Annotated in this window: 13 protein-coding genes and 1 riboswitch; of the genes, 2 read left to right on the forward strand and 11 right to left on the reverse strand. The window is 72.3% G+C overall.

Going from position 1 to position 14,001, the window contains the following annotated elements:
• Positions 1–144: 144 nt before the first annotated feature.
• From ACFWP3_RS19330 to ribD, 10 genes are all read right to left on the reverse strand, one after another.
• On the reverse strand, positions 145–1,188 hold the full coding sequence (locus ACFWP3_RS19330; RefSeq protein ID WP_384222412.1) for a hemolysin family protein: 1,044 nt from the start codon (positions 1,186–1,188) through the stop codon (positions 145–147).
• The gene (locus tag ACFWP3_RS19335; protein ID WP_384222415.1) at positions 1,185–2,639 is read right to left on the reverse strand and encodes a hemolysin family protein; all 1,455 of its coding nucleotides are present in this window, start codon (positions 2,637–2,639) and stop codon (positions 1,185–1,187) included. Before ACFWP3_RS19335 ends, ACFWP3_RS19330 begins: the two co-directional genes overlap by 4 nt.
• Before the next feature lie 202 nt (positions 2,640–2,841).
• Positions 2,842–3,306 carry a PH domain-containing protein gene (locus tag ACFWP3_RS19340; RefSeq protein ID WP_384222418.1) on the reverse strand — a complete coding sequence of 155 codons (465 nt, stop codon included), beginning with the start codon at positions 3,304–3,306 and terminating at the stop codon, positions 2,842–2,844.
• 78 nt (positions 3,307–3,384) lie between these two features.
• Positions 3,385–4,233: an ATP phosphoribosyltransferase gene (gene hisG, locus ACFWP3_RS19345; protein ID WP_384222421.1), complete on the reverse strand. Its 849-nt coding sequence runs from the start codon at positions 4,231–4,233 to the stop codon at positions 3,385–3,387.
• 76 nt (positions 4,234–4,309) lie between these two features.
• On the reverse strand, positions 4,310–4,588 hold the full coding sequence (locus ACFWP3_RS19350; protein ID WP_384222424.1) for a phosphoribosyl-ATP diphosphatase: 279 nt from the start codon (positions 4,586–4,588) through the stop codon (positions 4,310–4,312).
• 35 nt (positions 4,589–4,623) lie between these two features.
• Entirely contained in the window at positions 4,624–5,109 is a 486-nt protein-coding gene (ribH, locus tag ACFWP3_RS19355) for a 6,7-dimethyl-8-ribityllumazine synthase (protein WP_007262951.1), read from the reverse strand.
• Between the two features lie 80 nt (positions 5,110–5,189).
• The gene (locus tag ACFWP3_RS19360) at positions 5,190–6,491 is read right to left on the reverse strand and encodes a bifunctional 3,4-dihydroxy-2-butanone-4-phosphate synthase/GTP cyclohydrolase II (protein WP_384222426.1); all 1,302 of its coding nucleotides are present in this window, start codon (positions 6,489–6,491) and stop codon (positions 5,190–5,192) included.
• Positions 6,488–7,141: a nicotinamide riboside transporter PnuC gene (locus ACFWP3_RS19365; protein WP_384222428.1), complete on the reverse strand. Its 654-nt coding sequence runs from the start codon at positions 7,139–7,141 to the stop codon at positions 6,488–6,490. The genes ACFWP3_RS19360 and ACFWP3_RS19365 overlap by 4 nt, the downstream gene beginning before the upstream one ends.
• Positions 7,138–7,761 (reverse strand): riboflavin synthase, encoded by a 624-nt coding sequence (locus ACFWP3_RS19370; RefSeq protein WP_384222431.1) that lies wholly within the window; start codon positions 7,759–7,761, stop codon positions 7,138–7,140. Before ACFWP3_RS19370 ends, ACFWP3_RS19365 begins: the two co-directional genes overlap by 4 nt.
• Entirely contained in the window at positions 7,762–8,907 is a 1,146-nt protein-coding gene (gene ribD / locus ACFWP3_RS19375; protein ID WP_384222433.1) for a bifunctional diaminohydroxyphosphoribosylaminopyrimidine deaminase/5-amino-6-(5-phosphoribosylamino)uracil reductase RibD, read from the reverse strand.
• 150 nt (positions 8,908–9,057) lie between these two features.
• Positions 9,058–9,188, reverse strand: a riboswitch (FMN riboswitch).
• Positions 9,189–9,502: 314 nt separating this feature from the next.
• On the opposite strand from ribD, the gene ACFWP3_RS19380 reads away from it, so the two are divergent.
• Together ACFWP3_RS19380 and ACFWP3_RS19385 are read left to right on the forward strand one after the other, a co-directional pair.
• A complete protein-coding gene (locus ACFWP3_RS19380) occupies positions 9,503–11,875 on the forward strand; it encodes a chitinase C-terminal domain-containing protein (RefSeq protein ID WP_384222434.1) in 2,373 nt (790 codons plus the stop codon).
• Positions 11,876–12,056: 181 nt separating this feature from the next.
• Positions 12,057–12,827 carry an SDR family oxidoreductase gene (locus tag ACFWP3_RS19385; RefSeq protein ID WP_384222436.1) on the forward strand — a complete coding sequence of 257 codons (771 nt, stop codon included), beginning with the start codon at positions 12,057–12,059 and terminating at the stop codon, positions 12,825–12,827.
• On the opposite strand, the gene ACFWP3_RS19390 is transcribed toward ACFWP3_RS19385, so the two are convergent.
• On the reverse strand, positions 12,824–13,981 hold the full coding sequence (locus ACFWP3_RS19390; RefSeq protein WP_384222438.1) for an ROK family protein: 1,158 nt from the start codon (positions 13,979–13,981) through the stop codon (positions 12,824–12,826). The genes ACFWP3_RS19385 and ACFWP3_RS19390 overlap by 4 nt on opposite strands.
• Positions 13,982–14,001 lie beyond the last annotated feature (20 nt).

Below are 14,001 nucleotides of genomic sequence, written 5' to 3' on the forward strand. Positions count from 1 at the left end.
TAAGTCACTGGCAGGGGGGGGGGGCGCCCGTGTAGGTGAGTTAGTGGGGCGCCCCGACAACGCGGCGAGGCGCGGTGCCAGGCGGCGCGGGTCTGGGGGCACCTCCCAGCGGTAGCTGGGGGAGCTAGATCCGAAAGAGACGGCCTAGGCGCCCCGGACGTACGACCGGTGCGACGGGTCGCGGACCTCGCCGACCAGCATTTCCAGGACGTCCTCCAGCGCGACCAGGCCCAGCACCCGGCCCGCCGGGTCGGCGACCTGCGCCAGGTGGGTGGCGTCGCGCCGCATGACGCTGAGGGCGTCGTCCAGCGGCAGGGTGGCCGACAGGGTGGTCATCCGGCGCCAGACCCGCTGGGGCACGGCCCGTTCCCGGTCCTCCAGGTCGAGTACGTCCTTGACGTGCAGGTAGCCCATGAAGGCGCCGCTGGCCGCGCGGACGGGGAACCGGGAGTAGCCGGTGCGCACGGTCAGCTGCTCGATCTGGCGCGGGGTCACGTCGGGGCCGACCGTGACCAGGCGGTCACGGTCGAGGAGGACGTCGGTGACGGGGCGGCTGCCCAGTTCCAGGGCGTCTTCCAGCCGCTCCTGCTCGACCGGCTCCAGGAGCCCGGCCTGCCGGGAGTCCTTGAGGAGGCGGCCGAGCTGGGCGGAGGTGTAGACGGCCTCGACCTCGTCCTTGGGTTCGACCTTGAAGGCCTTCAGGACGAGCTCGGCGCAGGCGCCGAGCGCGGTGGTGACCGGCCCGCACACGCGGGCGAAGGCGACCAGGCCGGGGCTGAACCACAGGGCGGTCTTCTCGGGGGCGGCCATGGCGAGGTTCTTGGGGACCATCTCGCCGATGACCAGGTGCAGGAAGATCACGGCGGCGAGCGCGACGGCGTAGCCGAGGGGGTGGATCAGGCCCTGCGGTACGTGGACGGCGTGGAAGACGGGCTCCAGGAGCCGGGCCACGGTGGGTTCGGCGACCGCGCCGAGGGTGAGCGAGCAGACGGTGATGCCGAACTGCGCGGCGGCCATCATGCGGGGCAGGTTCTCCAGGCCGTGGAGAACCTGGCGGGCCCGTTTGGAGGTCGCCGCGAGCGGCTCGATCTGGCTGCGCCGTACGGAGACGAGGGCGAACTCGGCGCCGACGAAGAAGCCGTTGGCGAGGACGAGGAGGAGGGCGAACAGGAGTTGGAGGGCGTTCATCGGGCGGCGCCCTCCAGCTCGGCCGGCAGCGGGGCCGGGTCGCCGGCGGCGGCGTGGGTGCCGTGGGTGCCGTGGGTGCCGTGGCCGGCCGTAGCGCGCACGGCCGTGGGGGCCGGCCCGTACGCGCCCGCCGCGGGTACCGCCGCGAGCCGGACCAGCCGGACCCGCTCGGCCCGGTTGCGGCCGACCTGGCGGACGGACAGCCGCCAGCCGGGAAGCTCCGCGCGGTCCCCGGGGGCGGGGATCCGGCCGAGGAGGTCCGCGACGAGGCCGGCGACGGTCTCGTACGGGCCCTCGGGGACCTCCAGGCCTATCCGGCGCAGGGTCTGCACCCGGCAGCTGCCGTCGGCCTCCCAGGAGGGGCGGCCGTCCTCGGCGGGCACGGCGGCCAGCTCGGGGCCCTCGTCCTCCGCGAGGTCGTGCTCGTCGCGGACCTCGCCGACGAGTTCCTCGACGATGTCCTCCAGGGTGACGACACCGGCCGTGCCGCCGTACTCGTCGACGACCACGGCCATCGGCTGTTCGCTGCGCAGCCGCTCCAGCAGCGGCTGCACCGGCAGGGAGCCGGGCACCAGCAGCGGGGCGACGCTGATCCGGCCCACGGTGGTGCGGCCGCGCTCCGGCTCGGGCACGGCGAGGGCGTCCTTGAGGTGGACCACGCCGGTGATCTCGTCGATGCGGTCGCGGTAGACGGGGAAGCGGGACAGGCCGGTGGCGCGGGTCAGGTTGAGCACGTCGGCCGCGGTGGCCGTGTGCATCAGGGCGCTGACCTTCACCCGGGGGGTCATGACGTGCTGGGCCGTGAGCTCGCCCAGCGAGAGGGTCCGTACGAAGAGGTCGGCGGTGTCCTGTTCGAGGGCGCCGGCCTGGGCCGAATGGCGGACCAGGGAGACCAGTTCTCCGGGGGTGCGGGCGGAGGCCATCTCCTCGGTCGGCTCCACGCCGAGCGCCCGGACGAGCCGGTTGGCGACGGCGTTGAGGCCGGCGATGACCGGCCGGAAGACGCGGGAGAAGGCGTGCTGGGGGCCGGCCACGAAGCGGGCGACCTGGAGCGGCCGCGAGATCGCCCAGTTCTTCGGGACGAGCTCGCCGACGACCATCTGGACGGCGGAGGCGAGCAGCATGCCTATGACCACGGCGACGCCGGAGGCGGCGCCCCCGGAGAGGCCGGTCGCGGTGAGCGGCCCGGCCAGCAGTACGGCCAGGGCCGGTTCGGCGAGCATGCCGACCACGAGGGAGGTGATGGTGATGCCGAGCTGGGTGCCGGAGAGCTGGAAGGACAGCTCCCTCAGGGCCTTGACCACCGTGCGGGCACGGCGGTCACCCTCGGCTGCGGCGCGCTCGGCCTCGGGCTTCTCCACGGTGACGAGGCCGAATTCGGCTGCCACGAAGAAACCGTTGGCGAGGATCAGGACGAAAGCCGCGCCGAGCAGGAGTAGCGGGATGGTCATGCCGCCGCCTCCGTGGGGAGGGCGGCGCGGGTATTACCGGACGATCCGTCCATTGCTGGAGGGAGTCACTCCTCAAGTCGCAGGGTGCCCACGGGCCCCGGGGGTCCCGGGGCAGGCGGGAGGGCGCACTGCTGCGCCCCGCCACCAGGGTAGTCATTGAGATCGCGGCCGCAACGGTACGCAGCCACGAGGGTCGCCGGGCTCAGTGGTCCTTTGCTCCGGTGCCCCGGCTCTCGGCGAGGGCGCGCAGGGCGCGGGCGTCGCCGATGGCCTGGGCCCTGGCGACGCCGGGCTGGATGCCGAGGGCGGGCAGGCTGGTGCCGTCGCTGAGGTCGAGGAAGACCCAGGGGTCGCCCGGGCGGAGGTTGACGCGCAGGATCTGCGCCCACTCCAGGCGGCGGGTGTTGGTGAGGTTGACGACGGTGACCCCGGCCTCGTCCGCGACCACCTTGGGGCGGCTGAGCAGGAGGAGGACGGAGGTCAGCAGGACCGCGATGAAGACGAAGCTGATCCGCTCCCCCGCGGTGAGGGTCTCCAGCAGGAGGGCGATCGCCGTGATGGTGGCGAACATGGCGAGCCCGACGCTCAGCAGGACGGCCCGGGTGCGGGTCGGCCGGAAGGTGACCGGCAGGGCGGGCGGTGCGGGCTGGGCGGCGGGCTCGGTCATGGTGTGTGCGCTCGGTTCTGCGAGAGGTGGTGCGAGGGCTTCTGCGGGGGGTCCGTCGATGGTTGCGCAGGAGGTGGATCAGAGACGGCAGGCGTGGATCGAGGTGGTGAGGATCGCGCGCGCGCCGAGCTCGTACAGGTCGTCCATGATCCGCTGGGCCTCCTTGGCCGGGACCATGGCACGGACCGCGACCCAGCCCTCGTTGTGCAGCGGGGAGACGGTCGGCGACTCCAGGCCCGGGGTGAGGGCGACGGCGCGCTCCAGGTGCTCGGCGCGGCAGTCGTAGTCCATCATCACGTAGCTGCGGGCCACCAGGACGCCCTGGAGGCGGCGCAGGAACTGCTGGGCGCGCGGGTCCTCGGCGTCGGTCTGGCTGCCGCGGATGACGATGGCCTCGGAGGTGAGGATCGGCTCGCCGATGACCTCGAGGCCGGCGTTGCGCAGGCTGGTGCCGGTCTCGACGACGTCGGCGATGATCTGGGCGACGCCGAGCTGGATGGCGGTCTCGACCGCGCCGTCGAGGTGGACGACGGAGGCGTCGATGCCCTTCTCGGCGAGGTGCTTGGCCACGATTCCCTCGTACGAGGTCGCGATGGTCATCCCGTGGAAGTCCTCGGGCCCCTTCGCGACGCCGGGGGTGGTGGCGTAGCGGAAGGTGGAGCGGCCGAAGTTCAGCGCCAGGATCTCCTCGGCGCTGGCGCCGGAGTCGAGGAGCAGGTCGCGGCCGGTGATGCCGATGTCGAGGCGGCCCGAGGAGACGTAGATCGCGATGTCCTTGGGGCGGAGGTAGAAGAACTCCACCTCGTTCTCGGGGTCGACGACCACGAGCTCCTTGGACTCCTTGCGCATCCGGTAGCCGGCCTCATGGAGCATCGCCGACGCCGGTCCGGAGAGTGAACCCTTGTTGGGGACGGCGATGCGCAGCATGGGGCTTCCTTCTGTGCGTGGGGTACGCGGATACACGGGCGGTGGTGCGGGCGGGGCGGGGTGTCGGTGCCGGAGGTCAGAGGTGGGCGTAGACGTCGTCGAGGGAGATCCCGCGCGCCACCATCATCACCTGGACGTGGTACAGCAGCTGGGAGATCTCCTCTGCGGCGGCTTCCTTGCCCTCGTACTCGGCGGCCATCCAGACCTCGGCGGCCTCCTCGACGACCTTCTTGCCGATGGCATGGACGCCCTTGCCGACGAGCTCGGCGGTGCGGGAGGTGCTGGGGTCGCCGGTCGCCTTGGCCTGGAGCTCGGTGAAGAGCTCTTCGAAGGTCTTGGAGGATTCGTTCGCCATGATGGTCCTCAGAATACGGGGTTCCCCCACGCCACTCAGCGCCAGGGTTCGCTGACGGTCCGCAGGGTCATGGCGGTGGAGACCGCGGCGGTGACCGCTTCGTGCCCCTTGTCCTCATTCGACCCTTCGAGGCCGGCGCGGTCCAGCGCCTGCTCGTCGTTGTCACAGGTCAGGACGCCGAAGCCGACGGGGACTCCGGTGTCGATCGACACCTGCACCAGGCCCTGGGTGACGCCCTGGCAGACGTAGTCGAAGTGCGGGGTGCCGCCGCGGATGACCACTCCGAGGGCGACGATGGCATCGTAACCGCGACCGGCGAGTACCTTCGCCACGACCGGGAGCTCGAAGCTGCCGGGGACGCGGAGCAGGGTCGGCTCGTCGATGCCCAGTTCGTGCAGGGCCCGCAGGGCGCCGTCGACCAGTCCGTCCATGACCTTCTCGTGCCACTGCGCGGCGATCACCGCGACGCGCAGGTCTCCGCAGTTCTTCACGCTCAGTTCGGGTGCGCCCTTGCCGCTCACAGCTCTGCTCCTCGGTGGTTCGTGTTCGGGTGGGTGGTGCGGGTGGTATCTGGGTTGCCGGTGTTTCTGAGTTGCCGGTGTTACTGGTTGGCGCAGGTGGAGGACGCGGACACGGCCCCGTCCAGCCAGGGGAGGTCGTGGCCCATCCGGTCCCGCTTGGTGCGCAGGTACCGCAGATTGTGCTCGCCCGCCTCCACCGGCATGGCCTCCCGGCCCGAGACCTCGATGCCGTGTCGTACGAGGGCGGCGGCCTTGTCCGGGTTGTTGGTCAGCAGCCGGACGCTGCGCACGGCGAGGTCGGCGAGGATCTGGGCGCCGGCCCCGTAGTCGCGGGCGTCGGCGGGCAGGCCCAGTTCCAGGTTGGCGTCGAGGGTGTCGCGGCCGCGCTCCTGGAGTTCGTACGCGCGCAGCTTGGACAGCAGTCCGATGCCGCGGCCCTCGTGGCCGCGCAGGTAGACGACGATCCCGCGACCCTCGGTCTGGATGCGCTCCATGGAGGCGTGCAGCTGGGGGCCGCAGTCGCAGCGCTGGGAGGCGAAGATGTCGCCGGTCAGGCATTCGGAGTGCATCCGGACCAGGACGTCGGTGCCGTCCCCGATCTCGCCGTGGACGAGGGCGACGTGCTCGACCCCGTCGACCGTGGAGCGGAAGCCGTACGCGGTGAACGCGCCGAAGGCGGTCGGCAGGCTGACCTCGGCCTCGCGGCGCACGGTGGGCTCGGCGGAGCGGCGGTAGGCGATCAGGTCCTCGATGGAGATGATCGTCAGGCCGTGCTTGCGGGCGAAGGGGATCAGCTCGGGCAGGCGCAGCATGACGCCGTCCTCGCCGGCGATCTCCACGATGGCGCCGGCCGGGCGCAGGCCCGCGAGGCGGGCGAGGTCGACGGCGGCCTCGGTGTGGCCGTTGCGGACCAGGACGCCGCCGGGCTTGGCGCGCAGCGGGAAGATGTGGCCGGGGCGGACGAAGTCGGCGGGCTCGGAGGTTCCGTCGGCGAGGAGCCGCAGGGTGGTGGCGCGGTCGGCGGCGGAGATGCCGGTGCTGACGCCGTGGGCGGCGCTCGCGTCGACGGAGACGGTGAAGGCGGTCTGCATCGACTCGGTGTTGTTCTGCACCATCTGGGGGAGCTGGAGCCGGTCCAGCTCGGTGCCCTCCATGGGGGCGCAGATCAGGCCGCGGCACTCGCTCATCATGAAGGCGATGATCTCGGGGGTGGCCTTCTCGGCTGCGATGACGAGGTCGCCCTCGTTCTCGCGGTCCTCGTCGTCGACGACGACGATCGGGCGGCCCGCGGCGATGTCGCGGATGGCCTGCTCGACGGGGTCGAGGCGGAAGGGCTCGTCGAAGCTCTCGGGGACGGCGGGCACGGGCTTGAGGCTGGTCATGCCGTTGCTCCTTCCAGGGCCGGGGCGGGGGTGGTGCGGGAGCGCTGGTACCAGTCGTAGGCGCCCCACAGCACGAGGGCGAAGTACACGACGTAGACGAGGCCGGAGAAGGCCAGGCCGTTGTTGAAGGCGAGGGGGACGCCGACGAGGTCGACGAGGAGCCAGGCGAACCAGAACTCGACGAGGCCGCGGGCCTGGGCGACCATCGCGACGATGGTGCCCACGAAGATGTAGGCGTCGGCCCACGGGCTCCAGGACAGCTGCGGGAAGGCCGTGAAGAGGCTGCCGACGGCGAGGGTGCCCAGCGCCGCGCCGGCGAGGAGCAGTCCGCGCTCCTTCCAGGTGGCGGTGCGGACGGCGATGGAGCCGTCCTGGGCCTGCTGCCGGCCGCGCTGCCAGGCGCGCCAGCCCCATACGGCCACGCCGATGACGAGCAGCTGCTTGCCGACACCGCCGGCGAGGTGGGCGGAGGCGTAGGCGGCGATGAGGATCAGGCCGGAGAGGAGCTGGGCGGGCCAGGTCCATATGGAGCGCCGCCAGCCGAGGGCGAGGGCGGCGAGGCCCATCAGGTTGCCGATCATGTCGGACCAGATGACCTTCTGGCCGAAGACGGTGAAGGCCTCTGCGTTGAGCCAGGTCAGGGCGCTCACTGCGCGTCTCCCGTCGCGTGCAGCGGGTTCACGCCGGCGGCGAGCAGGCGCTCGACGTACTTGGCGAGGACGTCGACCTCGAGGTTGACCGGGTCGCCGGTCTTCTTGATGCCCAGGGTGGTCAGCGCGAGGGTGGTCGGGATGAGGCTGATGGTGAACCAGTCGGCGGCGGCCTCGACCACGGTGAGGCTGACGCCGTCGACCGTGATGGAGCCCTTCTCGACGACGTAGCGGGCGAGGTGGTCCGGGAGGGCGACCTTGACGATCTCCCAGTGCTCCGAGGGGGTGCGGGAGAGGATCTCGCCGGTGCCGTCCACGTGGCCCTGGACGAGGTGGCCGCCGAGCCGCCCGCCGAGGGCCATCGGGCGCTCCAGGTTGACGCGGGAGCCGACGGCCAGGGCGCCGAGGCTGGAGCGGTTGAGGGTCTCCTGCATGACGTCGGCGGTGAACTCGCCGTCGGCGGTGTCCACGACGGTCAGGCAGACGCCGTTGACGGCGATGGAGTCACCGTGCTTGGCGCCCTCGGTGACGAGGGGGCCGCGCAGGCGGAAGCGGGAGGCTTCCTCGAGCGGCTCGACCGCGGCGACCTCGCCCAGTTCTTCGACGATTCCGGTGAACATTCAGCGCTCCTTGAGGGCTGTGGGGACGGAGGGCGCCGTGGGGACGGCGGTGATGCGGATGTCGGTGCCGATGCGGACGGTCTCGGTGATGCGGAGCCGGAGCGCGTCGGTGAGGGTGCCGATGCCGGCGTCGGCGAGGGCGGCGGGGCCCGCGCCGAGGAGGACGGGGGCGAGGTAGCCGACGACCTTGTCGACGGCGCCCGCGGCGACGAAGGCGCCGGCCAGGGTCGGGCCGCCTTCGAGGAGGACGGAGCGGACGCCGCGCCGGTACAGCTCGCCGAGGAGGGCGTCCACGCGGATGCCGTCCTTGCCGGCGGGGAGCCGGGTCAGCTCCACGTCCGCGAGGTGGCGGGTGTCGGCGTCCTCGGCGACGGCGATCAGGGTGGGCGCGGCCCCGTCGAGGACGCGGGCGCCGGGCCGGACGGTGGCGCGGGTGTCGAGGACGACGCGCAGGGGCTGGACGGCCCCTGCGATGCCGCGGACGGCGAGGTGCGGGTCGTCGGCGCGCAGGGTGCCGGAGCCGACGACGACGGCGTCGGACTCGGCGCGCAGCCGGTGGACGTCGGCGCGGGACTCCGGGGAGCTGATCCAGCGGCTGGTGCCGTCGGCCGCGGCGATGCGGCCGTCGAGGGTGGCGGCGTACTTCCACAGGACGTACGGGCGTCCGAGCCGTACGGAGGTCAGCCAGGCGGCGTTGCCCGCCTCGGCCTCGTCCGCGAGCAGTCCGGCCTCCACGGTGATCCCGGCCTCGCGCAGGGTCTCGGCGCCGCCGCGGGCCTGCGGGTCCGGGTCGGAGACGGCGTGGACCACGCGGGTGATCCCGGCCTCGACGAGGGCGCGGGCGCAGGGGCCCGTGCGACCGGTGTGGTTGCAGGGCTCCAGGGTGACGTAGGCGGTGCCGCCGCGGGCCGCGTCGCCGGCCGCGCGCAGGGCGTGGACCTCGGCGTGCGGGCCGCCGGCCCGCTCGTGCCAGCCTTCGCCGACGACGGTTCCCGAGGCGTCGGTGATGACGCAGCCGACGACGGGATTGGGGCTGGTGGAGCCGAGGCCGCGGGCGGCGAGCTCGACGGCTCGGCGCATGGCGCGGCTGTCCGCGTCGGGTGCTGCGTGCGCGGCGTGTGTCGCCACCGGGTCCTCCTGCCTCAAGGGGCACGGACTCCGGGGCCTGTCGGGATACGACAGATGGAGCGGTACAGCGCACACGGGGACGCCGATGCCGGAAAAACGGTCCGCAGCGCCACATCCACACGGATGTGCCGAGGAACCGCCGACGGCGGCGTACCGGTCACTGGCCCGCCGCGCACTGCCTCCCATCCGGACTTTAACCGTCGGTCCAGGAATCTCACCTGGTCAACCGGCCGCTGGCTGCGGACGGGTCGCGGACTATAACCGCCGGTTCGGAATTACACCGACCCCGGAGTGCGCTGCTTACTGGTACTCCAGCCAGTTTGCCACGGGTGATCGGCGGCCATGCGAGTGAGGGCGTGTGGCCTGGCTCACATGCGGATGTGGCCCGGCTCACACGGGAGGGGCCGCGGGGGCGGCCGGGGGGCGGACCTGGACAAGTGGACGCGGGGTTGGTCCAGACCTATTGACGGGGTGGTCTAGTCCTCTTAACGTTCCCTTCATCTTCCCCGGGAGCAGCCCGTCAGATGTGCGCACGTCGCGGGCCAACACGCTTCACGTTTCCGCATGTTGTGTCCTGCCCAGTCCCGCCTTCCTCCCCTCCCCAGGAGGCACGATGCTGTCCCCCACACGTACGAGAGCGATGCTGCTGGCATCCGGCGCCGCAATCGCCGGCCTGCTGGTGGCCGGACTCTCGACGGGCGTCTCGCACGCCGCCGACAACGAGAGCTGTCGGCCCGACGGCCTGTACAAGACGGCCGGCGTCGACGTCCCGTACTGCTCGGTGTACGACTCCGAAGGCCGCGAGAAGATGGGCGCCGACCACCAGCGCCGGGTCATCGGCTACTTCACCGGCTGGCGCACCGGCAAGAACGGCGAGCCGGCGTACCTGGCCAACAACATCCCGTGGTCCAAGGTCACCCACCTGAACTACGCCTTCGCCCACGTGGGCGCCGACAACAAGATCTCCGTCGGCGCGGACAACGCGAACAACGCCGCCACCGGGATGACCTGGCCGGGCGTGGCGGGCGCCGAGATGGACCCGGCCCTCCCGTACAAGGGCCACTTCAACCAGCTCACCAAATTCAAGAAGCAGTACCCGGACGTCAAGACCCTGATCTCCGTCGGCGGCTGGGCCGAGACCGGCGGCTACTTCGGGGACGACGGCAACCGGGTCGCCTCGGGCGGCTTCTACTCGATGGCCACCAACGCCGACGGATCGGTCAACGAGGCGGGCATCGACACCTTCGCGAACTCCTCGGTCGAGTTCATCCGCAAGTACGGGTTCAACGGCGTCGACATCGACTACGAGTACCCGACCACGATGAAGGACGCCGGCAACCCGCTGGACTGGCAGCTGTCCAACGCCCGCCGCGCCGGACTCGTCAAGGGCTACGACGTCCTGATGAAGACCCTGCGCGAGAAGCTCGACCGGGCCGGCGCCGCCGACGGGAAGCACTACCTGCTCACCGTCGCCGCGCCCTCCTCCGGCTACCTGCTGCGCGGCATGGAGACCTTCCAGATGCAGAAGTATCTGGACTACGTCAACATCATGTCCTACGACCTGCACGGGGCCTGGAACGAGTTCGTCGGGCCGAACGCCTCGCTCTTCGACGACGGCAAGGACGCCGAGCTAGCCGCCGCGAACGTCTACGGCAGCTCCCAGTACGGGAACATCGGCTACCTCAACACCGACTGGGCGTACCACTACTTCCGCGGCTCCATGCCGGCCGGCCGCATCAACATCGGCCTGCCGTACTACACCCGCGGCCACAAGAACGTGCAGGGCGGCACCGACGGCCTGTGGGGCAAGGCCCCCGCGACCACCTGCCCGGCCGGTGCGGGCCTGACCAAGTGCGGTGACGGCGCCGTCGGCATCGACAACCTGTGGCACGACAAGGACACCAACGGCGCCGAGTCGCCCGCCGGTTCCAACCCGATGTGGCACGCGAAGAACCTGGAGAAGGGGATCGTCGGCGACTACGTCACCAAGTACGGCTTCCCCGCGAACACCACGCTGACCGGCACCTACGCCCGCAAGTACGACGCGACGCTGGTCGCGCCGTGGCTGTGGAACGCGCAGAAGAAGGTCTTCCTGTCCACCGAGGACGAGCAGTCGGTGGCGGCCAAGGCCGACTACGTGGTCGACCGCGGCATCGGCGGCACCATGGTCTGGGAGATGGCCGGCGACTACGCCTGGAACGCCGCCAAGGGCCAGTACGAGATGGGCGACACGCTCACCTCGCTGATGTACGACAAGTTCAAGGCGGCGGCCCCGTACGGCGCGAAGAAGTCGAACACCGTGCTGCCGGCCCAGGCCGTGGACATCAAGACGGAGTTCACCGAATTCAAGCTCGGCGACTCCAACTATCCGATCACCCCGAAGCTCAAGATCACCAACAACACCAACGCCACCCTGCCGGGCGGCACCGAGTTCCAGTTCGACTACGCGACCGCGGCCCCCAGCAACGCCTCCGACCAGTCCGGCTTCGGCACCAAGGTGATCCGCAGCGACCACACGGGCAGCAACGTGGGCGGTCTGAAGGGCGACTTCCACCGGGTCTCCCTGAAGCTCCCGGCCTGGCAGACGCTGGCCCCGGGCGCCTCGGTGGACCTGGCGTTCAACTACTACCTGCCGGTCTCCACGCCCTCCAACTGGACGGTGAACATCTCGGGCACGACGTACGCGCTCGCCGGTGACCTGGCGCGCGGCGTCACGGTGGTCCAGCCCGGCGCCACCACCCCGCCGACCACGCCGCCCACCTCGCCGCCGCCGACCACGACCCCGCCGACCACTCCCCCGCCCACCACGCCTCCGCCGACGGGCGGTGCCTGCACCAGCCCGGCGTACGTCGCGGGCCAGGTCTACACCGGCGGCAGCCTCGTCTCGCACAAGGGCCGCACCTGGAAGGCCCAGTGGTGGACGCAGCACGAGGAGCCGGGCAGCACGGGCGAATGGGGCGTCTGGAAGGACCAGGGCGCCTGCTGACACCCCCGCCCCCTGAGGGGTGAACGGAAGACGTGAGGACCCGGTGGCCCGGCGGCCACCGGGTCCTCACCCGTGCCGCGTGACACGCGCACTCCGTCGGAGCCGGGTGTCACATTCCCGGGGCCCGTCCTGTCTGACTGGTGCGGACATCGATTCGGAATCGGGAAGGACGGACCCCGTCATGGGCAAGAGCACCATCCTCGTCACCGGAGGCACCGGAAACCTCGGCTCGCTCGTCACGGCGCGGCTGCGGGCGGCGGGCCGTGAGGTACGCGTCCTGAGCCGGCACTCGGCCGAGCACCCGGTGGACCTGCGGGACGGCAGCGGTCTGGACGCGGCGATGGCCGGGGTGGAGGTGGTCGTGCACTGCGCGAGCTCCCCGCGCGGGGGCGACGAGGAGGCCGCCCGGCACCTGATCGACGCGGCCCGGCGGGCGGGGACCGTACGCAACCTCGTCTACATCTCGATCGTCGGGGTGGACGTGGTCCCCCTCGGCTACTACAAGTCGAAGCTGCGGGTGGAACGGCTGCTGGAGGGCTCCGGGCTGGGCGTGACGATCCTGCGCACGACGCAGTTCCACGATCTGGTGGCGCAGGTGGTCGACATGGCGGCGAAGCTGCCGGTCGTGCCGCTGCCGGCCGGGGTCCGGGTGCAGCCGATCGCGGTCGAGGAGGTCGCGGACCGGCTGGCGGAACTGGCCGTCCCGACCCCGTCGGGCCGCGTCACGGACATGGGCGGCCCGGAGATCGCCACCCTGCCGGACCTCGGCCGCGCCTACCTCGCGGCGACGGGCCGCCACCGCCGCCGGGTGGTGCCGCTGCGGCTGTGGGGCAAGGCATACGCGGGCTTCAGGCGGGGCGGCAACCTGACACCGTCGCACGCGGCGGGCCGCGGGACGTTCGCGCAGTACGCGTCCGAGCGCGCGTCCGGGGCCCGCGCGGGGCGCGGCTAGCCGCCGAACAAGACCTCCTGGGCCGCCTCCCGCGCCGCGAGCTTCGCCCCCGCGAGGACCGCAGGGCCGCCCAGGGTGGTGGCGCGGACCTCGGTGGGTACGGGGGTCAGCGCCGCCAGGCGGCGGGCGACCCGGGCGGCCAGGGCCGGGCCGCCCGCCCGGCCCAGTTCGCCCGCCAGGACCACGCAGCCCGGGTCGAGCACGGCGGTGACCGCCGCCGCGCCCAGGGCCAGCCGCCCGGCCAGGGCTTCGAGGAACTCCTCCCCGGCGGCCCCGGCCACGGCCTCCTCCGCGGGACCGGCGAAGCCGTGCGCCCGGGCCAGCGCCGTCACGGCCTCGCGGCCCGCCAGGGCGTGGAAGCCGCCCCCGCAGTCGGTGGCCGAGGGCAGCCCGCCGGTGCCGGGAACGGGCAGGAAGCCGATCTCGCCGGCCCCGCCGGACGCGCCCCGGCGCAGCCGGCCGTCCAGGACCACGGCCGCGCCGACCCCCGCGCCCAGCCACAGCAGGACGAAGGAGTCCACGTCGCGGGCGACGCCCAGGCGCTGTTCGGCGAGGGCCGCCAGGTTGGTCTCGTTCTCGACGGCCACCGCGGCGGGCAGGGTGCGCTGGAGGGCCGCCACCAGGTCCCGGTGCCACGCGGGCAGGCCTTCGGTGTCGCGGAGTTCGCCGGTGCCGGGGCCGACCAGGCCGGGGGCTCCCACGACGACGGTGTGCAGTTCGCCGGCCCCGGCCTCGCGGGCGGTGCGCAGCAGGGCCGCGACCGCGTCCTCGGGGGCCCCGACGGGCAGGGCGGCCTCGGCCAGCGGGTGGCCGAGGAGGTCGGTGACGACGGCGGTGACGCTGTCGGTCCGTACGTCCAGGGCGGCCAGGTGGGCGCGCCGGGCGACGATCCCGTAGAGCTTGGCGTTGGGGCCGCGGCGCTGTTCGCCGGATTCCCCGACGACCTCGATCAGCCCGGCTTCGGTGAGCCGCTCGACGAGGTCGGCGACCGAGGGGCGGGACAGGCCGGTCCTGGCCTTGAGCTGGGTGGCCGTCAGCGGCCCCGCCTCCTGGAGGAGTTGCAGGGCGAGCCGGTCGTTGATGGCGCGCGCCGTGCTCGGTGAGGCGGGGAACGGTACCGGTGTCGAGGTGAGGGCAGGGGTCACGGCGCCCATCCTAGGCAGTCACGGCCACT

The organism is Streptomyces sp. NPDC058525 (assembly GCF_042719495.1).
Lineage (GTDB): Bacteria > Actinomycetota > Actinomycetes > Streptomycetales > Streptomycetaceae > Streptomyces.

Coding starts and splice junctions, on each gene's coding strand:
- ACFWP3_RS19330 (WP_384222412.1), bottom strand. CDS start 1,188: ATGAACGCCCTCCAACTCCTGTTCGCCCTCCTCCTCGTCCTCGCCAAC.
- ACFWP3_RS19335 (WP_384222415.1), bottom strand. CDS start 2,639: ATGACCATCCCGCTACTCCTGCTCGGCGCGGCTTTCGTCCTGATCCTC.
- ACFWP3_RS19340 (WP_384222418.1), bottom strand. CDS start 3,306: ATGACCGAGCCCGCCGCCCAGCCCGCACCGCCCGCCCTGCCGGTCACC.
- hisG (WP_384222421.1), bottom strand. CDS start 4,233: ATGCTGCGCATCGCCGTCCCCAACAAGGGTTCACTCTCCGGACCGGCG.
- ACFWP3_RS19350 (WP_384222424.1), bottom strand. CDS start 4,588: ATGGCGAACGAATCCTCCAAGACCTTCGAAGAGCTCTTCACCGAGCTC.
- ACFWP3_RS19360 (WP_384222426.1), bottom strand. CDS start 6,491: ATGACCAGCCTCAAGCCCGTGCCCGCCGTCCCCGAGAGCTTCGACGAG.
- ACFWP3_RS19370 (WP_384222431.1), bottom strand. CDS start 7,761: ATGTTCACCGGAATCGTCGAAGAACTGGGCGAGGTCGCCGCGGTCGAG.
- ACFWP3_RS19380 (WP_384222434.1), top strand. CDS start 9,503: ATGCTGTCCCCCACACGTACGAGAGCGATGCTGCTGGCATCCGGCGCC.
- ACFWP3_RS19385 (WP_384222436.1), top strand. CDS start 12,057: ATGGGCAAGAGCACCATCCTCGTCACCGGAGGCACCGGAAACCTCGGC.
- ACFWP3_RS19390 (WP_384222438.1), bottom strand. CDS start 13,981: ATGGGCGCCGTGACCCCTGCCCTCACCTCGACACCGGTACCGTTCCCC.